Origin of the sequence: Acetobacter senegalensis, from assembly GCF_001499615.1 — a bacterium.
GTDB lineage: Bacteria > Pseudomonadota > Alphaproteobacteria > Acetobacterales > Acetobacteraceae > Acetobacter > Acetobacter senegalensis.
This window is the reverse complement of the sequence record NZ_LN606600.1, coordinates 1,389,152-1,412,578: the sequence shown is the minus strand read 5'-3', so window position 1 is coordinate 1,412,578 and position 23,427 is coordinate 1,389,152. Positions and strand designations below refer to the sequence as shown.

The 23,427-nt window shown below is 54.3% G+C and carries 25 protein-coding genes; 8 read left to right on the top strand and 17 right to left on the bottom strand.

All coding sequences use genetic code 11. The features are described from left to right. The first annotated feature begins 201 nt into the window (after nucleotides 1-201). Nucleotides 202-576 (top strand): YidB family protein, encoded by a 375-nt coding sequence (locus tag ASN_RS06290; protein WP_058987612.1) that lies wholly within the window; start codon nucleotides 202-204, stop codon nucleotides 574-576. 348 nt (nucleotides 577-924) lie between these two features. After that, a complete protein-coding gene (locus tag ASN_RS06285; RefSeq protein ID WP_058987609.1) occupies nucleotides 925-2,607 on the top strand; it encodes a SulP family inorganic anion transporter in 1,683 nt (560 codons plus the stop codon). Nucleotides 2,608-2,765: 158 nt separating this feature from the next. Here ASN_RS06285 and ASN_RS06280 read toward each other — a convergent pair whose 3' ends face one another. The 7 genes from ASN_RS06280 to ASN_RS06250 form a co-directional block, all read right to left on the bottom strand. Further along, on the bottom strand, nucleotides 2,766-2,957 hold the full coding sequence (locus ASN_RS06280; RefSeq protein WP_058987606.1) for a hypothetical protein: 192 nt from the start codon (nucleotides 2,955-2,957) through the stop codon (nucleotides 2,766-2,768). Between the two features lie 11 nt (nucleotides 2,958-2,968). Next, nucleotides 2,969-4,108 (bottom strand): cytochrome d ubiquinol oxidase subunit II, encoded by a 1,140-nt coding sequence (gene cydB, locus ASN_RS06275; protein WP_058987604.1) that lies wholly within the window; start codon nucleotides 4,106-4,108, stop codon nucleotides 2,969-2,971. A 25-nt stretch (nucleotides 4,109-4,133) separates the two neighbouring features. Continuing rightward, nucleotides 4,134-5,747 carry a cytochrome ubiquinol oxidase subunit I gene (locus tag ASN_RS06270; RefSeq protein ID WP_058989186.1) on the bottom strand — a complete coding sequence of 538 codons (1,614 nt, stop codon included), beginning with the start codon at nucleotides 5,745-5,747 and terminating at the stop codon, nucleotides 4,134-4,136. Nucleotides 5,748-5,794: 47 nt separating this feature from the next. Then, complete coding sequence (cydC, locus tag ASN_RS06265; RefSeq protein ID WP_058987599.1) at nucleotides 5,795-7,486, bottom strand: thiol reductant ABC exporter subunit CydC; 1,692 nt, start codon at nucleotides 7,484-7,486, stop codon at nucleotides 5,795-5,797. Continuing rightward, complete coding sequence (cydD, locus tag ASN_RS06260; RefSeq protein ID WP_058987597.1) at nucleotides 7,483-9,198, bottom strand: thiol reductant ABC exporter subunit CydD; 1,716 nt, start codon at nucleotides 9,196-9,198, stop codon at nucleotides 7,483-7,485. The genes cydC and cydD overlap by 4 nt, the downstream gene beginning before the upstream one ends. A 278-nt stretch (nucleotides 9,199-9,476) precedes the next feature. Further along, complete coding sequence (locus ASN_RS06255; protein WP_058987596.1) at nucleotides 9,477-10,259, bottom strand: sulfite exporter TauE/SafE family protein; 783 nt, start codon at nucleotides 10,257-10,259, stop codon at nucleotides 9,477-9,479. A 160-nt stretch (nucleotides 10,260-10,419) separates the two neighbouring features. Further along, nucleotides 10,420-11,346, bottom strand: a complete 927-nt coding sequence (locus tag ASN_RS06250) for an MBL fold metallo-hydrolase (protein WP_058987594.1) — start codon at nucleotides 11,344-11,346, stop codon at nucleotides 10,420-10,422. Between the two features lie 107 nt (nucleotides 11,347-11,453). Between ASN_RS06250 and ASN_RS06245 the strand changes: the two genes are divergently transcribed. From ASN_RS06245 to ASN_RS19890, 3 genes are all read left to right on the top strand, one after another. Further along, complete coding sequence (locus tag ASN_RS06245) at nucleotides 11,454-12,113, top strand: peroxiredoxin (RefSeq protein WP_058987592.1); 660 nt, start codon at nucleotides 11,454-11,456, stop codon at nucleotides 12,111-12,113. Beyond that, nucleotides 12,110-12,526 (top strand): ArsR/SmtB family transcription factor, encoded by a 417-nt coding sequence (locus tag ASN_RS06240; protein WP_006558048.1) that lies wholly within the window; start codon nucleotides 12,110-12,112, stop codon nucleotides 12,524-12,526. Before ASN_RS06245 ends, ASN_RS06240 begins: the two co-directional genes overlap by 4 nt. A 145-nt stretch (nucleotides 12,527-12,671) precedes the next feature. Next, entirely contained in the window at nucleotides 12,672-12,845 is a 174-nt protein-coding gene (locus ASN_RS19890; protein WP_162829219.1) for a hypothetical protein, read from the top strand. Between the two features lie 158 nt (nucleotides 12,846-13,003). Here the strand turns inward: ASN_RS19890 and ASN_RS06235 are convergent, their stop codons facing one another. After that, a complete protein-coding gene (locus ASN_RS06235; RefSeq protein WP_058987589.1) occupies nucleotides 13,004-13,234 on the bottom strand; it encodes a hypothetical protein in 231 nt (76 codons plus the stop codon). Nucleotides 13,235-13,572: 338 nt separating this feature from the next. Then, a protein-coding gene (locus tag ASN_RS18630; protein WP_099048343.1) for an IS5 family transposase occupies nucleotides 13,573-14,327 on the bottom strand; the annotation gives its coding sequence in 2 pieces (ribosomal slippage) (nucleotides 13,573-13,997 and nucleotides 13,997-14,327; 756 coding nt in all). Between the two features lie 535 nt (nucleotides 14,328-14,862). On the opposite strand from ASN_RS18630, the gene ASN_RS19570 reads away from it, so the two are divergent. The 3 genes from ASN_RS19570 (at nucleotide 14,863) to ASN_RS18615 (ending at nucleotide 16,812) form a co-directional block, all read left to right on the top strand. Continuing rightward, nucleotides 14,863-15,270, top strand: a complete 408-nt coding sequence (locus ASN_RS19570; protein ID WP_157765130.1) for a hypothetical protein — start codon at nucleotides 14,863-14,865, stop codon at nucleotides 15,268-15,270. A gap of 442 nt (nucleotides 15,271-15,712) precedes the next feature. Continuing rightward, the gene (locus tag ASN_RS18620) at nucleotides 15,713-16,375 is read left to right on the top strand and encodes a S1 family peptidase (protein WP_197603338.1); all 663 of its coding nucleotides are present in this window, start codon (nucleotides 15,713-15,715) and stop codon (nucleotides 16,373-16,375) included. Continuing rightward, nucleotides 16,372-16,812 (top strand): hypothetical protein, encoded by a 441-nt coding sequence (locus tag ASN_RS18615; protein WP_082666604.1) that lies wholly within the window; start codon nucleotides 16,372-16,374, stop codon nucleotides 16,810-16,812. Before ASN_RS18620 ends, ASN_RS18615 begins: the two co-directional genes overlap by 4 nt. 183 nt (nucleotides 16,813-16,995) lie before the next feature. Here ASN_RS18615 and ASN_RS06220 read toward each other — a convergent pair whose 3' ends face one another. The 8 genes from ASN_RS06220 to ASN_RS06185 form a co-directional block, all read right to left on the bottom strand. Next, entirely contained in the window at nucleotides 16,996-17,178 is a 183-nt protein-coding gene (locus ASN_RS06220; RefSeq protein ID WP_231948411.1) for a hypothetical protein, read from the bottom strand. Between the two features lie 102 nt (nucleotides 17,179-17,280). After that, nucleotides 17,281-17,988, bottom strand: a complete 708-nt coding sequence (locus tag ASN_RS06215) for a hypothetical protein (protein WP_058987585.1) — start codon at nucleotides 17,986-17,988, stop codon at nucleotides 17,281-17,283. Then, nucleotides 17,985-18,542: a lysozyme gene (locus ASN_RS06210; RefSeq protein ID WP_058987583.1), complete on the bottom strand. Its 558-nt coding sequence runs from the start codon at nucleotides 18,540-18,542 to the stop codon at nucleotides 17,985-17,987. The genes ASN_RS06215 and ASN_RS06210 overlap by 4 nt, the downstream gene beginning before the upstream one ends. A gap of 267 nt (nucleotides 18,543-18,809) precedes the next feature. Then, nucleotides 18,810-19,115, bottom strand: coding sequence for a hypothetical protein (locus ASN_RS06205; protein ID WP_167541301.1), 306 nt, complete (start codon nucleotides 19,113-19,115; stop codon nucleotides 18,810-18,812). A gap of 48 nt (nucleotides 19,116-19,163) precedes the next feature. Next, nucleotides 19,164-19,850 carry a hypothetical protein gene (locus ASN_RS06200; protein ID WP_058987579.1) on the bottom strand — a complete coding sequence of 229 codons (687 nt, stop codon included), beginning with the start codon at nucleotides 19,848-19,850 and terminating at the stop codon, nucleotides 19,164-19,166. Between the two features lie 13 nt (nucleotides 19,851-19,863). Then, complete coding sequence (locus tag ASN_RS06195) at nucleotides 19,864-21,027, bottom strand: hypothetical protein (RefSeq protein WP_058987577.1); 1,164 nt, start codon at nucleotides 21,025-21,027, stop codon at nucleotides 19,864-19,866. Beyond that, nucleotides 21,027-21,788 (bottom strand): hypothetical protein, encoded by a 762-nt coding sequence (locus tag ASN_RS06190; protein ID WP_058987576.1) that lies wholly within the window; start codon nucleotides 21,786-21,788, stop codon nucleotides 21,027-21,029. Before ASN_RS06190 ends, ASN_RS06195 begins: the two co-directional genes overlap by 1 nt. 12 nt (nucleotides 21,789-21,800) lie before the next feature. Beyond that, nucleotides 21,801-23,426 (bottom strand): hypothetical protein, encoded by a 1,626-nt coding sequence (locus ASN_RS06185; protein ID WP_058987575.1) that lies wholly within the window; start codon nucleotides 23,424-23,426, stop codon nucleotides 21,801-21,803. Nucleotide 23,427 lies beyond the last annotated feature (1 nt).

Genomic DNA, 23,427 nt, shown 5'->3' with positions numbered 1-23,427 from the left:
TTGAAGCCTGTTTTTCTGTTGCTCAGATCAATGAAAACAGAATTCATAAAAATCTGTGCAACAGATGCCGCTGTTGATCGTTGGAAATACCGAACCGCTATGAAACGGACCACCCGGCACACTGGCCGGGGTCTGCCTGGAGCTCATTTCAGAGGCTCTGTTGGGCAGAATGTCCGTCCCACCTTATCAGGGAGGAACGATATGACCGCCTCAACAACGGAACAGCTGAACTCTGTCATGACCAAAGCTGCGGATACCCTTACCGCGGCCACAACGGATACCTCTGGCCTGTTTTCGGCTCTCGTGCAGTATCTGGAGCATAATGGAAACACTGGGGAACACGAACTGCGCCAGAATGCGCAGATCCACGGCCTGCATGATCAGGTAAAGCAGTGGGAACAGGAACGTCGCCCGGCAGCTACAACGGAAGACGTGGTGACAAAACTCCTGCCAGCGCATGCGATTGAAACACTGGCAAAACAGAGTGGCTTGTCAGAGAAAGCCACCATCAAGGCGCTGACAGGTGTGCTGCCCGCTGCATGCCATAAGGATCACGCAGACGGAAAAAGCGCATAAATCTGCTAAACGCCTGACCCCGACGGGAGAGGGGGTCTTCCCTCCTGTCTCTCACATCAAAACGGAGTTCTGATGGCAAGCACCTCTACCGGGTGTTTTCCCTCAGGCTCCGTTTTTTTGTGATGATGGGGAGGTCGCTAAAGGCGAGCAAGAGTTGTTAGGCCAAAGGCACCATGCGCAAGGATGATGAACAAAAGGTGACGAATGCACGGAATAACGGCACAACCTCCTGAGGGGCTGTTTGAAAAATCGGCAGATGACGGTTGGAGGCGAGAAGGCCAGCAGATCCGCATGACAGATTTTTCAAATAGCCTCCTATGCAATGATGACGCATGAGGATGATGTGCAATGTGGTGGCCCGGATTAAAGCAATGGTGCAATCGGTTTAAAACTGCGGATGGTGTGCGCGGCTGGGTGAGGGATGGCTTTGCCGGGCTTTCTCTGGCTTCCATGAATATTCCTCAGGTGTTGGGGTATGCGCGCATCGCGGGCATGCCTGCGGTCACCGGGCTTTATACCGTTTTGCTGCCACTGGTGGCATTTGCTGTGTTCGGATCATCGCGGCATCTGGTGGTGGCGGCAGATTCCGCCACAGCAGCTATTTTTTCCAGTGCGCTGTCTGAAATGGCACAGCCGGGGTCCGCCCATTACAGTGCGCTTGTCAGCATGGTTGCCTTGCTGTGTGCCGGGTTTCTTCTGGTGGCGCGGTTGTTCCGGCTGGGGTTTCTGGCTGATTTTCTGTCCCGCACGGTTCTGGTGGGTTTTATGGCGGGGGTCGGCGTTCAGGTTGGTATTGTCATGCTTTTTGACATGCTCGGCCTGACTGCGCACACCCACCATCCCCTCTATCAGATCGGGGAGCTTCTGCGTGGCCTTCCCCACGCTGTGCCACAGGCTCTCCTGTTTTCAGGTGTGGTGAGCCTCGGCCTCTTTCTCGTTAACCGCTTTGTGCCACACCTGCCATGGGCTCTGCTGGTTGTGGGGGGCAGCATCTGTGCAAGCTGGTTCTATCACCTGCAGGCGTATGGGTTTGAGGTGGTCGGGCCTGTGTCTGGTGGTCTGCCAGCCCTGAGTCTGCCCTGGGTCGGGTGGGATGACGTGCTGGCCCTGCTGCCGGTGGCAACATCCTGCGTGTTTGTAATGATCGCGCAAAGTGCTGCAACATCCCGTGCCATTGCAGATCAGTTCAATGAAACGGTTGATGAAAATGCTGACATTCTTGGCCTGAGTGCCGCGAATGCAGCGGCTGCTGTAAGTGGAGCTTTTGCCGTAAATGGTAGCCCCACACAAACGGCCATGGCGGTCAGGGCAGGGGCACGGAGCCAGAGGGCGCAACTTGTGTTTGCTGCCATAACAGTATGCGTTTTACTGTTTCTGACCAAACCGCTGCAATTTTTGCCGCGCTGTGTGCTGGGGGCGATTGTTTTCAATATTGCCATGGGCATGATCCAGTTGCGCACGTTGGGGCACATCCGGCGGGAAAGCCCCGGCGAGTTCGGTCTGGCCGTGATTACGGGGTTGACGGTTGTGGGGTTGGGCGTGGAGCAGGGCATCTTTATTGCCATCGCTCTCTCGCTTTTTCGGCATGTTCGTCATAGCTATCTGCCACATACCATGATTCTGAAAGAAGATGCGCAAACAGGCGCTATGGAGGCCCAGCCTATAAAAAGCGGTGTGCAGCCGGAAAACGGTGTTGTGATCTATCGTTTCTGCGCGGACCTGTTTTATGCAAATTGTAATCGGTTTGTCGAAGATCTGCGGGTTCTGGCAGAAACATCTCATCCATCTGTGCGGTGCATTGTGATTGACGCAAGCGCCATAACAGATGTGGATTATTCAGCCGCAGTGGCTGTACGCAACATTCTGACCATACTGCAACATGACCATATACGTGTGATATTTGGGCGGGTCAGTCCGTATCTCAGGGCAGATATGGACAGGCATGTGATTTCAGATGTTCTAGGAAAAGAGAATATCTTTTCACAACTGCATACAGCTTTGGCAGAGGCCCGCCTTCATGCCGCTGGCTAGGACAGGGGCATGAAGGCGGCAGCTTGTGAGGCTTGATTGTGTTAGAACAGATGTATCTTATGGGAAAAACTTGCGTCCGAAAAGATACGCAATGCAATAAAGCGCAAGATATACAAAAGGAATAAAAAGAATTACCCCTTCAAGATCACCCATCATGATTATACCTCCTTATCAGAAGAAGAATCCATTTGCGCATCCAGCAAAATGGCGCCTGCGCCGGAGATGAGGATGATCATCACGGTGCCAATTACCCAGGAAAAATACCACGGGCCCTGATCTCCTACAAAAACAGCAAACAGAAGAGAGATAACAAGAACAATGGCCAGACCAGCCATGCGGAGAAGAGACATGGTGGGCTCCTTCAGTAGCTATGGGAATCATGGATGATATCCGCCGTGCGTACCTTGCCGCGCATGACGTAATAGCACCAGGATGTGTAACACAGGATAATCGGCACAAAGATCAGTGCCACCACCAACATGCAGGTCAGGCCATACGCGCTGGCGGTGCTGTTCCATATGCTCAGGCTTTGGTCTGGAACGGTGGTGGATGGCATCAGAAACGGGAACATGGCGGCGGCAACTGTGCCAATAGTCCCAATCCAGCAGCCCAGACCGCTCCACCATGCCAGAATGGCCTTCTGGGCGCGAACAGCCAGCACACCTAGTGTCATGCTGGCAAAACCCAGAACAGGAAGCAACCACAGGACCGGGTGGGCCGCGTAGTTATGCAGCCAGCCACCTGCCAGTTGCGCAACATGTTGTCCGTGCAATGGGTTTGCAGGCATGGCCGGATCAACCGGGGCTGTTAGAACAAAACCTTTCATGCGGCTGATAAACAATCCCCCTATGGCAAACAGCATTATTGCCAGAAGCCCCCCGCGCTGGGCGTAGGTACGGGCACGGCTGTAAATCGGGTTTTCAGACCGCATCATCAGCATCACGCCCCCCTGATAGACGCTGAGGGAGACAGACATCAGCCCACACAGAATGACAAACGGATTCAGCAGATAGGAAAGAAATGAACTATCCTGATAGTACTGGCCGTTCCAGCCAAAATGGTAGCCTACACCTTTAAGAATGTTGCCAAAGGCTGCACCGTAAATGAACATGGGTAGAAAACCTGAGATCAGGAAAACCCAGTCCCAACTGGCGCGCCAGAGCGTGCTATCTGCTTTTGAGCGGTATTCAAAAGCGACAGGGCGCAGGATCATGCTGAATAGCAGCAGGATCATGACCACATAGAACACGGAAAAAGATGTGGCATACAGGGTGGGGAACGCAGCAAAAATCGCGCCGCCGCCAAGAATGAACCACACCTGGTTGCCGTCCCAGTGCGGGCCGATAATGTTCAGTGCCGTGCGGCGTTCACCATCATTGCGGCCCACAAAGCGCAGCAGGGTGCCTACGCCCATGTCCATTCCCACCATCAACCCCAGGCCGATGAACAGAATGCACAGGAGTGCTGCCCATATCAGTTTGAGAAGTGCGTAAAGTTCCATAACGGATTTTCTCTCTCATTACCCTTTAATGGGCTGCTGCCGGAGTGGACGCAGCACCCCCAAGGTGCAGATGATCGGGTGAGGTCTGAGGGGTATCATGCGCTTCCGGCCCAAGGCGTGCGAACTTGAACATCAGGTACAGTTCTGCCGCGATAAAAATGCTGTAAAGCACGGCAAATCCGGCCAGCGAGAACAGCATGTAAGATACACTGTGCGTAGAGGCAGACAGGAACGTGGGCAGCCTGTTGAACACCGTCCATGGCTGCCGGCCTGCTTCTGCGGTAATCCACCCGAACTCAGTCGCCAAAATGGGCAGAGGGATGGACCACAGGCAGAGGCGCAGCAGCAGCCTGTTACGTTCAAGCCTGTTCTTGAGGCTGACATAGGAGGAAATGGCAAACAGCGCGAAGAAGTACAGCGCCAGAAACACCATCAGGCGGAAAGCCCAGAATGTAACAAAAACATTCGGCAAGATATCCGGTTTTGTTGCCTCAATAACCTGAGGTAGCGCTTCGGCTGAAAGGGTAGTGACATCTTGGCCCGGTGCGTGACGTGTGGCCAGAAAACCAAAGCCCATATCGGCTTCATGCGCCCGGAAAACATCCAGATCAGCCTGCTGGTGGGTCTCGCCATACCGCCGCAGGGCGGAAACGGCTTCTATGCCCGATTGAATACGGGGGCCAGCAGCATCTTCCAGTTCATGCAGGCCGGTGATGGGAGTATTGAAATCATGCGTAATCAGTGGAGTAAGAACAAACGGAACACCGATTTCAAAGTGGTTTTCCTGTTTTGCATCATCAGGAAGCGCTGCCAGAATCCACGGTTCATATGGCGGTTTGCTGGTGTGCCACAGGCCTTCGATCGCGGCGATCTTGGTGGGCTGTTTTTCGTAATCCATGCGGCCCAGAACATCGCCCAGCGTAATGACGGCCACAGTGGAAATAATACCGAACAGTGCCGCCATACGGAAGGAACGCGCAGCAAACTGTTTGTGCTGGCCACGCAAAATGTAGAACGCGCTTATACCCATGACAAACAGCGCGGCGGATACGTATCCGGCAACGGATGTATGCACAAATTTGGACTGGGCATCCGGGTTGAAGACGACATGCACAAAGCTGTCAAACTGCATGCGCATGGTATCGGGGTCAAAATGTGCACCTTCCGGCACGTTCATGCTGGCATTGGCAATCAGGATCCACAGTGCGGAAAGGTTGGAGCCCAATGCCACCAGATAGGTTACAGCCAGATGGGCCTGTTTGCTTAGCCGGTCCCAGCCAAAAAACATCAGACCTACAAAGGTTGATTCCATAAAGAAGGCCATAAGCCCTTCAATGGCCAGAGGCGTGCCGAACATATCTCCAAAAAAGCGGGAATACATGGACCAGTTGGTGCCAAATTCAAATTCCATGGTGATACCGGTGGCAACACCAATGGCAAAATTGATGCCAAACAGTTTGCCCCAGAACTGGGTCATTTCTTTATAAATCTTGCGGCCAGTGACAACGTACACTGTTTCCATGGCGGCAAGCATGAAGGTCAGCCCCAGTGTGAGGGGTACGAACATGAAGTGGTAGAGTGCAGTCAGCGCAAACTGAAAGCGCGAAAGGTCAACAACAGTGGGGTTGATGAGGTCCATTTTAAAAGCCCTTGGTTCAAGAAAAATCATGAAGTTTCAGAACTAGGTCATGCTCTTGCCTCCTCTGCAGGGTGAAAGGCTCCGTTTTCTATCCGGATAGCTCTATCCATGAATGGCAGGACGGTACGGCGGTGTGTGATGCACAGCAGTGTGGCATCCGGCCGAGCCTTCAGCAGGCTTGTCATGAGCGCATTCTCTGTTTCGGCATCCAGGCCTTCTGTTGGTTCATCCAGAATGAGCCATGGCGTTTTGCGTAACAAAGCTTGAGCAATGGTCAGACGTTTTGCCTGCCCGCCAGAAAGTTTAAGTCCGTCGTTCCCTATCAGCGTATCCAGCCCCTGCGGGGTCTGGGCCACAAACGCATGCAGTTGTACAACGCGCAGCGCATCTTGCAGGTCAGCTTCAGTGGCGTGAGGGGCGGCGAGCAGCAGATTGTCCCGCAGGCTGCCGTTGAACAAGTGAAAATTCTGCGCCGCCACACTTATGTTCTGCGCCAGTGTTTCAGTCTGAAAGGTAGATAGATCCATGCCAGAAAAGGAGATTTTCCCTTCCTGATAAGGATAAAACCGAAAAAGAAGGGAAATCAGGCTGCTTTTTCCACTCCCTGATGGACCAATCAGCGCGACCCGCTCCCCCTGCCGAATGGACAGGCTGGCTTTATGCAATATCCATTGGTGTGTTTCGGGATAGCGAAAGGAGACATTGTCCAGTTTGAGGTTATAGGGTGGCTGCACCTGAGCGGGTATGGCCGGGGTTGGAACGAGAGGAGAAACCGCGCACGCAGCGTGGAGCCGGGTAGTTGCCAGGCGGATGCGCCCCCACGTCTGCCGTGCGGCAGGTAATGGCGCCAAAACATCAAACGTAGCCAGACTGCCCAGAACCAGCATGGGAACTTCTGGTAAGGAAAGTGCGTGATTTTGAAAGGCTTTAACAGATGAGGCCAGAACAGCGAGCGTTGTTCCTGTGGCGCAGAGTGTGATGATGCCCCTGGCCGCGCCTTCAAGCGCAGCCAGTTTGCGTAGTGCCGCCATAAGGGCGTGTTGCTGGTGAAGGATATGCTCTTGCTGCCGTTCTGCTGCGCCAAGCGTAAGATAGTCACCCAATGATTGCAGTGTTTCTGCCAGATCGGCCTGCTGCACGCCGTGTTCCGTTGCGACACGGGCCAGAAGAGCATCAGACAAACGGCCCGTCACAAATGGAACGGCCACACCACACACAAGGCTCGCAGCGATTAACCATACGGCTGCGGTTTTTAAGAAAACGGCTGTTATACCAATAGCAACGGCACAGCAGACACCCGCTCGAACAAAAGGAAGAAGCGTGTCCGTGTAATACTGACCCATCTGATCTGTGTCTGTCACAAAACGGGAGAGTAAATCGCCACCACGTTTGTCATTCACGCCAGCAGGGGCCAAGGGGGCCAGTTTGCCATAGGTCCATGCCCGTAATGCACCAATCAACTGCAGGGCCGTGTCATGTGTTACCAGCCGTTCAGCATAGCGAGACAGAATCCTCAGGGTTGCGAAAAAACGCACACCTGCTGCAGGAAGCATCATGTTGAAGGCCTGCTGTGCGGCCATTCCTGCGGCTCCGGCAAAGGCGGCTCCCGCCAGCAGCCAGCCAGAGAGAAACAACAAACCAAAGTTGGCGAGTGCCGCCACGCAGGCGAGAAACAGGCCAAGCGCCAGCCGCCAGCGCATAGCTCCAGTAATGGGAAGGAGGCTATAGAACTGTCTCATGCTGCGGCATCCTTCGGGAACACGATGTTCTCAACACGGGCATTTTCAATGTGCAGAATCTGGTCTGCCTGCCGGACAAGTGCTGGATCATGGGTTGCCACAATGACAATCCGGTTTGCCGCACACTGGCGAATGGTCTGCGCAATACGGTGTGCGCTGTCGGTGTCCAGATTGGCGGTGGGCTCATCCAGGCAGAGCACCTCCGGGTCGCGCAGCAGAACACGGGCCAGAGCAAGCCGTTTGATCTGCCCACCTGACAGAAGGGTACCACGTTCACCTACCATGGTTTCAAAACCGTTTGGCAGAGCCTCAATAAAACCCAGCGCATCTGCCTGTCTGGCTGCTGCGCGCAGACTGTGCATGTCTGCATCAGGATTGGCCAAGTGTAGATTGTCCGCCACTGTGCCAAAAATCATCAGCGGGCGTTGTGGCAGCCACCCCGCACACCCTTGGGGCAGGGTAAGAGGGTGTCCGTGCATGTCTAATGCCGTTATGTTGCCGGACTGCACGGGCAGAAAACCCAGCAGCACACGCAGCAAGGTGGTTTTTCCGGCACCACTTTCGCCAGTCAGGACGGTCAGTTGGTTGCGTGAAAATTTGCAGCACACATCATCCAAAGCTGTAGCTGTAGCTGTAGCTGTAGCTGTAGCTGTAGCGTAGGCGGCAGAAACGTGCTGGCATTCTAATGCCGTAATCGCGCCGTGCGTGCCTGAGGCATTCCGAGGTTGCAGGGAGTTCGCCTCCAACTCCGGAACTGCAAAGATCTCTGCAATGCGGGCTGCGGCGGCGGTCGCGTTCTGCCGGGCGTGGTAGCTGGCGGAAAAAGCCCGCAGCGGCATGAAGTATTCTGGCGCCAGAAGCAGAACCAGAAAGGCAGACCGAAAATCAGCCGTACCATTCAGCAGGCGCGCCCCGAATATTACTGCGACCAGTGCAATGGACAGGCTTGCGAAAAATTCCAGTGCTGCTGACGTAAGAAACGCAACTTTCATGACAGAAAAAGTGGCACGACGATGTGCTTCTGCCATTTCACGCATGCGGGTGATACTGGCCTGTGTCTGACCGAACAGGCGCAAGGTACCAAGGCCCCGCAAGGAATCCAGAAAGCTGGAACCCATTATCACCAACTGTACCCATTGCCGGTTCATGATGACCTGCGCGCTGTAACCGATCAGAGCCATGAAAATGGGAATCAGAGGGCCTGTGCAGGCCAGAATGGCGAAGCTCCAGCCATCCAGATGAAACACCATGGCTAGAATAAGCCCCGGCAGGACAACCATCATGGCTGCGCGTGGAATATACTGCGCAAAATAAGGCTCCAGCGCTGCCGTGCCTTCAGTCATGGTGGTGACGATCTGGCCTGCAGGGAGGGCGGCACACCCTACGGGCCCCGCGCGGAACAGATGCCGGAGCATATCCCGTTGTACAGAAGCGCTGATGCGCAAACCGGCTTCTGTGCCTGCCATATCCGCCAACCATTGCAGCAGCAGGCTGCCCGCACACAGCGCACCAACCTGCACCAAGGTGGGATATGTGCTGGCAAGGGGATGCCCCTTGAAGGTCAGATCATCAACGGCATGGGCCAATGTGGCCAATTGCAGCACAAACAGCACGCAGGAGGCGCCACCCAAAATGACGGCAGCCACCAGCCAGCGTGTGGCACGGCGTGCCAGACCTGCAGTTTGCCAGTCTGTGTGCTGTTGTGTGCGCATCGGGAAAACCTGGTTGCAACAGAAAGTGCTGCGAAAGACGATCAACACTTAATGAATTAAATTAACAATCATAAAAATATTCATGAAACAATTAAGTGTCAAGCAGATGCCCAAGAGGCAGCCATGCTGTTCTGGAGGGGAAAAGCCATGACTAAAATGATGTTTTTTAGAAAATCTCTTTGGTATCTAAGGGTTGCGCCAATCAGGCAGCACAAAAAAAGCGGCCTTATGGCCGCTTTATCAGTTAATGATTTTTTTAAAGTGAGAGTGCTGGAGCTTTAAAGAGCGCGCAGACTTTGCCAGATCATGTAAATGGCCACGCAGAAAATAACGCCAGCAAAAAAGGTCGTCAGGCTGCCGGTGGAGCGGGCCATGGAGCGCGCGGTGCGGGTACCTGCCACACTGCCTATGGCGCCGCCTACAATAAATAGTGCCGCCAGATTCCAGTCTATATAACCAGACATCATGTAGCTGGCGGCTGTGCTCAGGCCAAATGCGGCTACTGCAACAAGGGATGTTCCAACAGCGTTGAGAATGGGCATGCCGGTTGAGGCTATCAGGCCGGGTACAATCAGAAAGCCACCACCAATGCCAAAAAAGCCGGATAATACACCCGTGCCCAGACCAAAGCTGGCAACTTTTGCGGCATTATCCCGGTTGCAGCTTGCGCCGGGGCATCCCAGATTGCGGCGACCGCGCAGCATAAGAATGCCAACACCAATCATGAGCACGGCAAAGCATAGTAAAAGGCGCTTGCCATCCACGGCTTTGCCTGCGGCGGCCCCTACAAATGCGCCTATAATTCCGCAGGAGGCAAAAATAGCGGCGCATCGCCATTTTACAGTGTGGGCGCGGGCGTGCTGGGCCAGACCCACCAGTGCGTTGATGGCAACGGCCAGTGCACTTGTGCCAATGGCCACATGCGGGTTGGAAACACCCACCAGATAAACCATGAGTGGCACAGCCAGAATGGAGCCGCCGCCGCCAATCAGGCCCAGTGTAAACCCCACAAGCATGCCAGAGAAAATTTCCAGTCCGGTATGGAGAAGGGGATCTGACATGGTGAGTATTTCTGGCCTGAAAAACTGGAAAAAGCAGAGAAAAATTTAGAGTCTGTTTCAAAAGCCTGAAAGGCGAAGGCGGCCAGAACTTTTTTAAGTAACCTATTCACAGGGAAAAGGTGCCTTGCCTGACCGACCTCGGGGCTTTTGACGTGGCCTCTTACATCTTGTTGATGGGAATCTTGATGTAGCTCACCCCGTTCTCTTCGGGTTCTGGCATATGGCCGCCTCGTATGTTCACCTGAACGGACGGCATGATGAGGTTGGGAAGCGAGAGTTTTGCGTCGCGCGTGGTACGCATTTTCACAAAATCGTCTTCCGTTACGCCGTCATGCACATGCACGTTATGAGCCCGTTCCGCGCCGACGGTCGTTTCCCACGCAAATGTATCACGTCCCGGCGCCTTGTAGTCGTGGCACAGGAAGAGGCGCGTCTGCTCCGGGAGTTTGAGTAGGCGATGAATGGAGCGGAACAGCATGCGTGCATCGCCACCGGGGAAGTCTGCTCGGGCTGTGCCATAATCCGGCATGAACAGCGTATCCCCGATAAAGGCGGCATCCCCGATGATGAAGGCCATATCCGCGGGTGTGTGGCCTGGCACATGCAGGGCTATGGCATCCAGTGTGCCCACCTTGAACCGGTCACCATCATGAAACAGTCGTTCAAACTGGGAACCATCGCGAGCAAATTCGCTTCCAGCATTGAAGATCTTACCAAAGACATTCTGCACTGTGACAATATCAGCCCCAATGCCCAGCTTGCCGCCCACCTGTTCCTGTAGCCATGGGGCGGCGGAGAGGTGATCTGCATGGGCATGGGTTTCAAGTTGCCATTCCACATGCAGCCCCTCGGTGCGGACATACTCCACAATCTTTTCGGCGGAGGCGTAGGACGTGCGACCGGAGGCTGCTTCATAATCCAGCACGCTATCAATGATCGCCGCGGCTTTTGTGTCCGGGTCATGCACAACGTGGCTGGCGGTGAAGGTGGCTTCATCAAAAAAGGTTCTGATAACCGGTTTGGGGCCAGCACCGCGCTCGGTCATAAGGATCTGGTCTGTTGCGGCGGCGAGGGGTGCGTCCGTCATCGGTAGCCTCCGTGATTGTTTATCATTTTATATAAACATGTATATTCATTTTCATTAAATGCGAAACCATCTTGCGTCAAGCAGAACAATCCGCTTAGAAACACATCATGAGCGACCAGACCTTGGAATCCTGCCCGCTGTACCATTCGCGGGCCATTCTTCAGATTGGTGATGCGGTGCCAGATTTTGTGGCGCGCACCACGCAGGGCGAATTGACCTTCAGTTCCTTGCGGGGGCACTGGGTCATGCTGTTTGCGCACCCGGCTGATTTCACGCCGGTCTGCACCAGCGAATTTATCGCCCTTGCGCGGGCCGCGCCACAGTTTCAGGCTCTGAACTGTGCGCTTGTCGGCCTCTCCGTTGATAGTCTGCCGTCTCATCTGGCGTGGGTTGAGGCCATACGGGAGCGGTTTGGCGTTAGTATTCCGTTCCCCATTGTGGAAGATCCTTCCATGTCCATCGCCCGCGCGTATGGCATGCTGGACACAACGGCCCAGAGCAGTGTGACGGTACGTGCCGTTTACGTGATTGATCCGGAAGGCATTGTGCAGGCCGTAACCTGGTATCCTCCAACCGTTGGCCGTTCCGTAAAGGAATTACTGCGGTTGCTGAAGGCGCTTCAGCAGGTAGCGCAAGAGGATGTGCTGACCCCGGAAGGCTGGCAGCCGGGCGAACCTGTCATGTATCCGGCAGCGCAGACTCAGGATGCCGTGGCCGAGGCAGGGCCTGCGTGGTTTATGCCGGTCAAGCCGGAGAAAAAGGGATGAGCCCACTCTCCCTTGATGAAGCAAAATTGCTGGTCGAGCGCCTGAAGCTGTTTGCTCAACCGCAGCGTTTGCTTATTCTGGATGCCTTGCTGACAGGCCCTCTGGCAGTGAGTGAACTGGAAAGCCAGACCGGAATCGGTCAGCCTACACTCAGTCAGCAATTGGGCACATTGCGTCGGGCAGATATCATTGTGCCGCGTCGGGAATCCCGCACCATTTATTACAGCCTGGCCAGTGAAGATGAAGTGCTGAGAGCACGTGCCCTGATTGGTCTGTTGCGGGGAGATCAATCGACGTTGCCGCTGTTGCAAAGTATTGCGGCAGGAAAAGAGAGCGCCCCCAAAAAAAGAGGGCTTACCGAAGGCGGAGCACGGTTTGCATTTATCCGCCCGCCCTCATCTGCAGGTAACTAAACTCTAAGCCTGTCATCGGTGGTTACGTGGCAAGCGTAGGAAAGTCACGCCATCCGTCAAGGCAACGCCTGACACGGAGGGTGCCACAGAAACCTTTATTCGCTTGAGGTGTTTGATCTGCAACTCTTTTGTAAGGAGATGCAGAATGCGTCGGTTACTGGTTGTGATTCTTGCCTTATCTGCAGTTGGTCTTTCTGCAACGGCGTGCAAGCCGCATAAACGGACATTTGGGGAAAAAGTGCAGGATACGTTTGATCCCCCCAAAGGCCCGGCTGAAAAAGCTGGCCGCACGCTGGATCGCGCTACAGACAGCAAATAGCTGAATCACCCAAGGCTGAGAATGGTCGGGCGTGGCCAAGCTTTGCGGCCCGCGCCCGTCTTTTATTGATGCACGACCACGCAGGTGATTAATAAAAGCGTGCGAAAGTCGTGCACTCAAGTAATCATTACTAAAGAAATTCTGAAAACAGAAGTTCTTTAGAAGTCAGGTCGATCTTCCTGATAGTTATCTTTAAGCGCAAAGAGAGTGTTACTGAAATACATTGCTATGAAGCGCTCATCAAACTCTTGAGGAATTTTCAGGTTTTTTTGGCAGGTGGACCCATTTGCACTGTCAGAACCATGAAAGCAGCGCATGAATTCTACTGTAAAGGCTGACGCTGCCTGGATTAAAGCAATCTCAATTTCTGGGCTGATTTTTTGCGTCATGATGCATATCCCAAAAGTATATTGAGCAATCAGAACTTTTAAAGAAATAGGGTGACCTATCTTTTTTCAAGTTACAATAGACCTAACGGTAATGTTAAAATTCGAAATGTAAATAAGTTTGATTGTTTCATGCTTGCATCGGGTAATTTTGGCACGGAAGGCGGGAGGAAGAATGGGTATGCCCGAAAAGGATAAAGCTTTTAAAAAGGAGCAGATATCTGTCACCTTTACAGATACTCTGTTTCCGGAAATCCGATCATCCGGATAATGCCCCGAAACCCTTAGGTCTGGATGGGCGCTGACTGAACAGGATGCAACGCCTGTTCTAGAGCGTGTCGTCAGTTAAGTAGGATAATGATTGAAGCGAACTGCACGGCTGCGAGGAAGGTCGATTTCAGCTTGTCGTAGCGTGTTGCGATAGCACGGAACTGCTTGAGTTTATTGAAGAACCGCTCGACAAGGTTCCGTTCGCGGTAGAGAGCGAAGTCGGTTTCCCGTTGGGTTGTTCTATTGCGTTTCGGCGGGATGACCGGAGTAATCCCGCGCTGTGTCAGCCGATCAATCAGTCTGTCCGCGTCATACGCCCTGTCGGCGAGGAAGGCATCCGGATCGATGTTTTCCAGCATCGGTTCCGCCTGGCTGATATCCGCATCCTGCCCCGGTGTGATGCCGAGTTCCACCGGATTGCCCAGAGCGTCGCAGATGGCATGGATCTTTGTCGTCAACCCGCCTCGTGATCGTCCGATGGCCTGATCCGCGCCCCTTTTTTGAGGGCTCCGGCACTATGCTGATGTGCCCGGACAATGGTGCTGTCGATCATCATGTATTCATTGTCGTGATCCGCGGCTAGATGGCGAAAGATCCTCTCAATAACACCGCTTTCACACCAGCGGCGCAGACGCCGATGCACGTTTTTCCAGTCTCCGAAACGGGCAGGAAGATCACGCCATGGAATGCCTGCGCGATAGCGATACAGCACGGCCTCCACGAACAGGCGGTTGTCCGCTGCTGTGCCGCCGACATGACCTTCACGACCGGGGAGAAGGTCTTTTATCCGTTCCCACTGATCGTTGCGTAAACCGTAGCGCCGCATCTGTTGCTCTCCCACAAAATCGGGAAAACAGTCAGCACAGGACGCCACAAAGTACAACCCTCACGTGCCATACTCAGCGCTTAACTGACGACACGCCGTAGGCTTTTCAGCCAATTTTATGGGATTCGAATGGAATTTGAGACAGCAGGAAACTGCCTGATTATGTGCTCTGGTGTCCGCGGCGGACTCTTTCATGTCATGATAAGTAATTGAATTACGTTATTATCATAGAGAAAATTTTTTCTCATTACCCCCAAAATTACCCCAAATCAGATTTGACCTTTCGGGCACGGAGTCATGCCGATATTTTTAAGGCAAATGTGTTATATTAAGCAATTCATTCAAAAAGACTTACGTATATCCATACGATCCCAGCTATTGCGAGTCTCTGTCTGCATGAATCCCTCAGATCTCCATAGTGGATGGATACCGTAAGTTAAAGCAAAAGCGCTGCTTACTGGTTTCTGTTTTTGTTGATTTAAGTTTTTGTTTTATTTACATAAAATACCTGTTGTGAACTTTTTGGTGCTATGTCATGATTGAAACAGAGCCTTCAAATTTATCAAAAACAATGTATGCGGTTTATTTTGTTGTTTCCATTCTTTTTTTGTTTCCGATCACTTATTTGTATGGAACAGAATTAATTGATTATGTTAACAAATATGCGAAAACAATTTCTGCGACATCTGGTCTCTACTCTGCTGTCTATTGGTTGTCATCAGCTAGAAACGAAACAAAAAAAATATATAATTCTTGCGCAGCTCTATTGAGTGCTGCGACTGTAGCATTTGGAGCTATAAACATCCCTAAAAATTGGTTTTATGCAGATGGGATATTGGGGGTATCCCTTCTTTTGTTTGGAATTTCTATGGCTGTTACAACATTTTTTGTTCTTTTTTTTCCCGACACTAGGGATTCTTTATTGGGGCGAAAAGATGCCTAGATATAATATTCCCCTAGGAAAAATTCTTCCGCCTTAAGTGTAAAGCGTCCAGTTCGGTTCTGTTGACAAAAGACGGTAGCAACAGTTTTACGGCTGCGAAGCTAAAAAAGGCAAAGAACGATTTTTTTTGTCTTGTCATAGCGTGTGGCGATACTTCGGCACTGTTTCAGCTTGTTGATATCCGCTCGATACGGTTGCGATCCCGATAACGACGGAAGCCGCAGGAGATATCCTCTGTGCGGTTTGAACGCGGCGGGATAACAGAAAAAATACCTCGAAAAAGCAGTTGGAATGTTCTAAAAATCCTACCTTTCTAATTTTTCTTATGAAACATTTCATTGTTACGTATGCATGTCAGAGTATTGATTGAGGTATAACTGTTTATATTGACAGGGAAAATTAAATTTTCTTTAATTTATCAGATAACATTACGAGAAGAAATATGATGAAATTTGATACCATATCGACTGGCGTTTTTGCAGTTGGACGAATTACTCCTAATGGGACGCAGTTATGTGGAACAGGATTTGCTTTAAATAAAGAGGGTCTGTTCGCAACGGCATCGCATGTCGCTGGCGAAAATGACCAAGGGCTTTGCCTTGCGTTTAAAGTGCTTCCATCTATAAATGAGTATCAAGATACGAGTGACACTTTAGTTAAATGTATACCTTGTAAAATACATCAAGTGGATCCATTTCACGATTTGGCCATCCTTAAAGCAGACACTACATTGTGTTCGAATATCCGGATTGGAGGGACAGACCAGTCGCTTGTAGGGGACAATTTATCCATTTTTGGCTTTCCTCATGCGGATCATGGGCGAATGGTTCTTACCCAACAAGACACGGAAATTGGTGCTAAGATATTAATCTCTGCATCTGGTATTAAATCAAAACATATTGTTCTCAATATTCAGTCTCGTCCAGGCCAGTCTGGTAGTCCGGTTTTTAACAAGTCGGATGGTAAGCTAATAGGTGTAATTGTGGGATCCTATGCACCTGGAGGTGGAGGAAATATTTCTCTTGCGGGCGTTGATCCCCACACACTTCACCAAACTACTCATGCAGTTTCTGCTGAATATCTTTTGGGAATGTATGAATCATGATTAGTAAAATTGAAGAGATTTTTCAAGCAGATTCTTCTGGGTGGATTGATACCCTCCCCATGTACCAACGCACTATCGTCAATACCTTATTGTCAGACGGAAAGTCCTATGACGATGTGGCCCAACTATGGCTATCAGCCTCAGCAGATGATACTTACCCATTTTCAGCGTCAAAGCCAGTTCTAGACAAAGGTGGATTTCTTTCTAGTATTAAAAAAGAAGTTCGGTTATATATTTGCGGTGATGAGAAGTATAAAAAGGAGCGTGATGGGCTTTTTGGTGATAAAGGAGTAGCTAGAACTTATGTTGTAAGTTCAATGGCTGTGGCCATTTCACCACATTTAAGCGTAGCATCTGCGCTGATTTCTCCCGTTATTGCGCTTACTCTTGCGAGTGTTGGGAAAATAACTCTGAGCGCGTGGTGCGACTTAAAGTAATAAATTTTAAATAAAACAAAATACAAAAGACGTTTTTATAAAAATTGACAATTTGGTTTGGTATGGTTTTTCAAAATCAGTGTTTTTGGATTTTATGAATGCCTACTCGATCATTCTCAAGTAGGTCTGTAGCGCATGCTTTGGTGAATAAATGCGCTACAGATAGAGGAATTTATCCTCAAATTAGCCAGCCTGCACCGCAGCATTAGCCGTATCCAACTGCTGGCGGGCAAAGTCCCACTCCTCGGCAGTCGGCTCACGGCCTTCCTTTAGCGGCTTCAGCAGAGCCGTGATATCTTCCACAATGGTTGGGCCGTTCTGGATCAGTGCTTCCACGGCCGAGATGGCAATCTGAGTATAGTTCATCTTCTGTCTTTCTTGGTTTTCCGCCAATTTTTGCGGATCATGAAAGGGGGTCGGTATTAGTGGACACCCTTGGCAACCATCTTCCCGCTGCCGGGAAAATGGTCAGTTGGCAGTCGCCGGCAGCAGCTTGCGGGCTGCATCAAGCGCGGCCTGAGCCACCTCAACAGCGGCCTGCGGCAGCGGATCACCCTTGGCGGCCGCATCATCCAGAGGGGCGATCAGGTCATGCGCCTTCTGGAAGGCTGGTTTGAGCTTGGCAACCACGGCAGGATCCGCAGCCACGTTGTGCTCATAGTCGGCCGCCATCTGGGCAGCGGCGGAGTAGGACAGGCTGAGACTGTAAACTGCCTGCTTACGCTGGATGAGCTGATCACCGCTGCATGCCACCAGACTACCGGACAGCCCGATCAGCAGGAGCAGACCAGCAGCGCCAGATCCGATTCCGCTGGCCTTTTTGGCCGGCGCGCTGGCGGCAGCCTGCTGCTGGACCAAGGCAGATGCGGCGGCCGCAAGCAGCGCCCCACCCGGCACGGTATCGGATGCCACCTTGATGGCGGCCGGACCAATATCCTTGTGGGTGGTGAGGGCATGCACAATGGCAGCCAGACCATCCCGATCTGCCGAGAGTTTTGCCAGGATTCCGCTAGTGTCGGACACAGCCAACAGCGGCAGGGATGCAGCCAGCAGGGCAATGGAGGTGCCTTCTGGCAGCGCGCCAAACCAGTCGGCAACGCCCGTGCCAAGGACAAGCCCCAGCGCAATGAGGGTGGTAGGCTGGCGGAGATAAGCGCCGATTTTTGCGAGTTTCATACGTCTTCCTTCACGCGGCTCAGTTCGGCCGCGTTGAGATCATCAGTGGGATTGGAGGGAGTGGGACTGGACGGCACGGAGGATCCGGCACCGGTTGCCCCGACATAGAGATGCCATTCGGCCAGTCTGCGTCTGGTCAGACCAGGCACACGGACCAGATGGCCGTTGCGGTGCATGTGATCCCACAGCAGCAACTGCTCTCCGGCCGCGATGGTCTGGCCGGAATTGAGCAGGCGCAGCAGCGTGGATCCGGTGATGGCTGACGTGCCCAGATTGTATTGCCAGTCCAGGAGCGCTGCCTCCTGATTGGGCGTGATCCGTATATGGATCAGCGCCCGCAATTTGGGCAGCAGGCCCGTCAGCGTGGAGATCAGCAGATCCTCTGCCTGCTGTTTGGTGATCGGCCGCGTGCGGGCCGTAACGGCGGACCCGTTGGCCAGGCAGCGGTTGCCGTAGCCGATGGTCCAGTAACCGGCCGGACAGACGTACGGACGCAGGGACAGGCCTTCGTATTCGCGCGCCAAAGCAGCCGCGAGAGCGATGGAAGCATTCATTTGGATTTCCGGGTATAAAAAAACCGCCTCAGCGGGCGGTCTGTTGATCTGGATCAATGCAGATACACAAAGACACCAACATCTTGGGTAACGGGTGTGGGAACCCATTACTGGAAGAGACGAGGAAGCAGGGCAGCGGCTATACCGCTGCCCTGCTTTTTTGCATTTTGCATGTGCGTGCTATGATTACGACGAGTGATCTTTCTCACTCGATTCTGTCTACCGTGCCTTGAACGGCAGGAAGGTCCTCCTTCCTGCCGTTCATGCTTACGGCGCGCTACCCCAACCGAGCAGATGCATGATGCCCTGCACGAGCCCCCAGCCGACACCAATACCGCCGGTGATCAGGAACTGCCTCCAGCCGCGCATGGTCTTCAACTCCGCCTGAATGGTGGCGATGCCGCTCTTGATGCTGGCAACGTCTGATTTCGTTTCCGTCTGATTGGCCTTGGCCAGAGCCATATCGCTCTCAAGGATCCGCACACGACCGTCCATCATGGCAAACTCACCCCGGCCGATAAGATCACCGGGCGGATAATTGGTATCAGGCATCTGGGCCCTTTCGGCAGACATAAAAAAAACCGCCTCACCGGGCGGCAGAAACAACAGCAGGACGCTGCATCAGCTCATGATGGTTGCAGGCCTGTCCGGCAGTTTTGTGCTGGTGGTGTCCGTGCCACCGGCAATGGAGCGGATGGCTTTGACATAGGCCTGCATATCGGCCGTGAAGGTTTCGCCCATAGCTGAGGCCATGGAGGCCTGCATGGCGATCCAGCCGGAGATCTCCGAAGCGGCCTGTTTAGCCAGCGGAATCACAACGGCAGGTGCTGTATACTCCACCAGGGTGCCGGTGGCATGATCCCACACGTAATCCTGCAAGCCGGTGCTGGCGGAATCCTGTCGTGCCTGCCACTGCTCTTTTGTAAGCGCATGCAGTTCCGAACTATCCGGCAGCGCGCTGATGTCGCTGTAACCCCACGCATCATAAAAGCAGGCAGGTGTTCCGCCGTCGCAGTAATACCGATCAGGATGCACCAGCGTTCTGGACGCCGCATCAATGGAGATGTTGAACGCGCCACGCGCCGGAAAAGCACGCAACAGAGCCACCTGCGCCGCCGTCAAAGCGACGAGTTCACCTGCTGCCGGGATAGAGGCCAGATCGGTTATGGCCCGGCCCATGCTGTCCCGCAGACCCCACACGTCATAAACGGGCAGCACAAGCGTATGATCCTCACTGATCCTGCCATAATATTGGGCAGGGTAAGCCACTTTCAGAAGGTCTGAAACCGCCAGTGTTGTGTCAACCATTACTCTTCAATCCTCAGAAATAGCCAAAAACAAGGAATGTGTATTGCGTGTTTCCACCCGTATCCCATTCCGACATCTGAAACTGGCCGCCTGTTGCCCCATTTGTTTCAACACGCAACGGCCGGACACCCTCGCTCCCCGAGCTGAACTGCAAGGCGAGGACGCCCACCAGTGTTTTGAAGGCCTGCGGGATTGTCACCCAGACGCCGTTTCCAACCACTTTGGTAAAAACCTGAGCACGCAAATTCTTGTCCACAAACGGCAGGCTGTTCTGAAAGGTGCCGTTTGTCACGTAATCCGTCGGGATCTGGCTCACGAAAGCCACGTCACCCTTGGAGGACTGGCCGATGCCCCCATCCGGGTTAAACCACCAATACTGCTGGGCTACCCCATTCCACTCCTGGACAAGGACACCGGACGCGGTGGAACCATCCCCTACCTTGTCCTGCGCAAAAAACTGAAACCCTGCCCGCGAATTGGTATAGGTCCGAAAAGCGGGGGAATAATTGTAAACACCGTTTGTCAGATTGGGGTCGTTAAAGGTTGAGAGTGCCCCCCGCATGGTGTCGCCCGCGCGGTTTACCTTGGCGGCATCCAGCCCTGCTACAGCATTCACGCGGGCCGTCACCTCAGTATTAACCGCCGCGTTGGTGGCGTAATCGCCTGCTGCCTGCAAGTTGGTAAAACCGCTGCCCGTATGCAGCCAGGGCACGCCGGTTTGTTTGTTGATGCCAGCACCATCAACACGGATGTTGGTGCTGTCATTTACGGATTTGATGTACCGCCCTTCTGCATCGGCTGCGCCCAGCGCCTGCCGCTGTGTCCAGTCCGTGATGGATTTGACGATCAGGTGGCCGTCTGCCTCTAAAATCGGCACATATTCAGCCGGGATTTCGTTATAGACTTCCACCGATCCGGAGAAATTCAGTGCCGATGCGCTGCCGCTTGTGGTGCCGATGATGGTGGTGCGCGAGAGCGTGCTGGGCGTGCCGATGGTCAGCGTGCCCACACCCCATTCAGCGCTAGAGCCGTCATCAGCAAAATAGAAAACGGTGCCCCCATTCGGGAACGCGGCGGAGAAGCTGCGGCGCGCGGTCTCTGGCCCGTTGAGGGTAAAGCTGCCCGTACCGGGCGCTGTGGCTGTCTCCAGCACATAGTTGCCAAGCTGTGGTGCCATTACAGGCGCTCCGTAAGGGTTAAGGTCAGGGCATGCCGGTCAGCAGCGCCAAAGGGATTGGACAGATCACCGCCGCTCAGCCCGCCAAACAGCGCCTTTGCGGCAAGGTCTGCCGGACTGGCGGATGGATCCGGCAGCAACAGGATGTTCTGCCCGGTGGCGGCCGTGCGCAGGATCTGGTCCAGGACAATGGCGTCCGCATCGCCATAGGATTGATGGGCGATGCTCAGCTTGCGCTGATACCAGCGGGCCGAGACAAACTCAGTGCCACCCAGGGTTGTGACACTATCCTGCCCCAGCGTGCGGTCTGCCGTGCTGTCCGTGCTGTAATTGCGCACCGGCTGCCAGATGGGGCCAGCATAGGCCAACGGGATCGACAGAAACCCATCCGGATTGGCGGTATCCGTAATCTGGATGGTAGCCGTATCGCCCGTAACAGCCGTTGGCGCCACCAGCAGGATCTGCCCATTCGCTACCGCCTGCGCCGTGCCCTGCCAGACCGTGTTGCTATCTGACAGGACGGTGACGGTGATCTGGGCCGTTGCTGTCAGGTTGGTCCGGAACAGGCCAAAGGCGCGCCAGGGGCCGGCAGGCGGGTGGCTGATGGTGAGCGTTGCCGCCGTGCCTGGCACCCGCCAGCCAAGGCTGGCCGCCCCCTGCTGGTTGCGCAGGTTTTCGACAGGCAACGCCGAGACCTGCGCAGAGGCCGTGAGCGCCGCGTCCAGCACGCGGTTCTCCCAGCCCAATCCACAATTTTCCATTTTTATCCGTCTTTAAACGAGGATCTGAAAGGTGACGGTCTGATCCGTGGCCTGCATGTGCTCACTCACCACGCGGGCGAGCTGCCTGTCTTCCAGCCCCGGCGCCGGCGCGGAGATGCCGATGACATCCCCCAGATCAATCCCCCAGGCGAGATCCTGCGGGATGGTGACAGCCCAGAGCCGCCGCTGCGTGCCCCACAATGCGCCATGCAGTTTGGCAATGGTGGTGGCATCCGTCTGGCGGGCCAAGGCCGTGGTGACCAGTGCCGGATCATTGGGCACCCGCCAGCGGCTCTTGATATCCGGAGACCACCAGATGGCGGCCCGATCCGCCACCGCGATGATGGCCTGCCGTGCGGCCGGAGCCTGCGGGTGCAGATTGGATCCAGTGGTCTGCACCGTGAAATTATGCTGCCAGCCAATGCGCCAGCGCCATGTTGGCGGATCCAGCGAACTGTCCAGCGTGGCGGCTGCAATCTCCGTGATCACATCCGCATTCAGCTCGGCGGCCGGTGTCTCGGCCGGGTCCGGCGCTGTCAGCAGGATGGGCAGCAGCGTGCCGGTGCGGGTGGGCACCAGGGTGATGCACAGCCCGCTGAGCAACGTACTGACCGCCTGCTTGCCGGTGATGGTCTCCGAACCATCCCAATACCAGCCACCCGGCCAGGGCGCGATCGAGGAGGTGGCAGGCCATGCGGCATCAAGATAGGCCGCAGGCATGACCAGATCCTCCAGCAGCATCTGCCGCAGGATATCCAGCACGTTGGCGGGTGCAGCCCCGGAGCGGAATTTCCCCACGGCGTCCACCGTGATGCCATAGACCGGCTTGGTGCCCAGCCTTAGCCAGGTGCCAGCGGAGCCGGTCTGCACGGTGTAAGTGCCGGGGCTGGGGCTGGCGGCATAGATATCCGCCACCGTGCCAGCCGAGGCGATGCCACCCGGATACCCGCCCTCATACAGCGCCGTGACCGAGGCCGGGCCGTCCGAGATCTGATAGACATAATTGACGCTATCAATCAGCACCGGCGTGATGTTGCACACACTGCCCCGGATCCGGGGCATGCCCTTGCCCGCCACGTTGCTGTCTCCATCCAGCTTGCCTGCCCCGCCATAGACGGAGACAGGCATGCTGCCCTCAAGCCAGTAGGTGGCGTCCAGCAGATCAATGGCCACGGATGTGCGGTCCGGCCGCCAGCTCCTGCCCAGACCGGCAAACACAGGCCGCAGGCTGGTGCTGGCAGGATCTTTCCACACCCGCCGCACCCCATCCCAGATCTTGCTGCCGGTGTGGATCCGCACCGGCAGATGATCATTGACGCGGGTGGTCAGCAGGCTGTCCAGCACGCCATCAGGATTGGCCAGCGTGATGGACCCGGCCGAGAGCGCACCGCCCATGGCGTCCGCCGTGAGGGTCAGCCCCCGGTCCAGCGCAAATGCATCCGTCACATAGGGCGGATACGGCGTGCCGGACTCATCCACATAACCCACATCAGAGTAGCGGATGGTGTCCGTAGCCTCTGGATTGTGGGCACGGCGACGCAGGGTGCCGTGCGCCCGTGTGCCGTGGCCATAGGTGGCCGCAAGCGTGCCAGCGGCAGGCTGGACAATGTCCAGTTCTACCGTGCGGATCACTGCCATT

Bases quoted from the DNA above. Each gene is read 5' to 3' on its own strand.
- ASN_RS06290 (WP_058987612.1), top strand. From the start codon at position 202: ATGACCGCCTCAACAACGGAACAGCTGAACTCTGTCATGACCAAAGCT.
- ASN_RS06285 (WP_058987609.1), top strand. From the start codon at position 925: ATGTGGTGGCCCGGATTAAAGCAATGGTGCAATCGGTTTAAAACTGCG.
- ASN_RS06280 (WP_058987606.1), bottom strand. From the start codon at position 2,957: ATGTCTCTTCTCCGCATGGCTGGTCTGGCCATTGTTCTTGTTATCTCT.
- cydB (WP_058987604.1), bottom strand. From the start codon at position 4,108: ATGGAACTTTACGCACTTCTCAAACTGATATGGGCAGCACTCCTGTGC.
- ASN_RS06270 (WP_058989186.1), bottom strand. From the start codon at position 5,747: ATGGACCTCATCAACCCCACTGTTGTTGACCTTTCGCGCTTTCAGTTT.
- cydC (WP_058987599.1), bottom strand. From the start codon at position 7,486: ATGAGACAGTTCTATAGCCTCCTTCCCATTACTGGAGCTATGCGCTGG.
- cydD (WP_058987597.1), bottom strand. From the start codon at position 9,198: ATGCGCACACAACAGCACACAGACTGGCAAACTGCAGGTCTGGCACGC.
- ASN_RS06255 (WP_058987596.1), bottom strand. From the start codon at position 10,259: ATGTCAGATCCCCTTCTCCATACCGGACTGGAAATTTTCTCTGGCATG.
- ASN_RS06250 (WP_058987594.1), bottom strand. From the start codon at position 11,346: ATGACGGACGCACCCCTCGCCGCCGCAACAGACCAGATCCTTATGACC.
- ASN_RS06245 (WP_058987592.1), top strand. From the start codon at position 11,454: ATGAGCGACCAGACCTTGGAATCCTGCCCGCTGTACCATTCGCGGGCC.
- ASN_RS06240 (WP_006558048.1), top strand. From the start codon at position 12,110: ATGAGCCCACTCTCCCTTGATGAAGCAAAATTGCTGGTCGAGCGCCTG.
- ASN_RS19890 (WP_162829219.1), top strand. From the start codon at position 12,672: ATGCGTCGGTTACTGGTTGTGATTCTTGCCTTATCTGCAGTTGGTCTT.
- ASN_RS06235 (WP_058987589.1), bottom strand. From the start codon at position 13,234: ATGACGCAAAAAATCAGCCCAGAAATTGAGATTGCTTTAATCCAGGCA.
- ASN_RS19570 (WP_157765130.1), top strand. From the start codon at position 14,863: ATGATTGAAACAGAGCCTTCAAATTTATCAAAAACAATGTATGCGGTT.
- ASN_RS18620 (WP_197603338.1), top strand. From the start codon at position 15,713: ATGATGAAATTTGATACCATATCGACTGGCGTTTTTGCAGTTGGACGA.
- ASN_RS18615 (WP_082666604.1), top strand. From the start codon at position 16,372: ATGATTAGTAAAATTGAAGAGATTTTTCAAGCAGATTCTTCTGGGTGG.
- ASN_RS06220 (WP_231948411.1), bottom strand. From the start codon at position 17,178: ATGAACTATACTCAGATTGCCATCTCGGCCGTGGAAGCACTGATCCAG.
- ASN_RS06215 (WP_058987585.1), bottom strand. From the start codon at position 17,988: ATGAAACTCGCAAAAATCGGCGCTTATCTCCGCCAGCCTACCACCCTC.
- ASN_RS06210 (WP_058987583.1), bottom strand. From the start codon at position 18,542: ATGAATGCTTCCATCGCTCTCGCGGCTGCTTTGGCGCGCGAATACGAA.
- ASN_RS06205 (WP_167541301.1), bottom strand. From the start codon at position 19,115: ATGTCTGCCGAAAGGGCCCAGATGCCTGATACCAATTATCCGCCCGGT.
- ASN_RS06200 (WP_058987579.1), bottom strand. From the start codon at position 19,850: ATGGTTGACACAACACTGGCGGTTTCAGACCTTCTGAAAGTGGCTTAC.
- ASN_RS06195 (WP_058987577.1), bottom strand. From the start codon at position 21,027: ATGGCACCACAGCTTGGCAACTATGTGCTGGAGACAGCCACAGCGCCC.
- ASN_RS06190 (WP_058987576.1), bottom strand. From the start codon at position 21,788: ATGGAAAATTGTGGATTGGGCTGGGAGAACCGCGTGCTGGACGCGGCG.
- ASN_RS06185 (WP_058987575.1), bottom strand. From the start codon at position 23,426: ATGGCAGTGATCCGCACGGTAGAACTGGACATTGTCCAGCCTGCCGCT.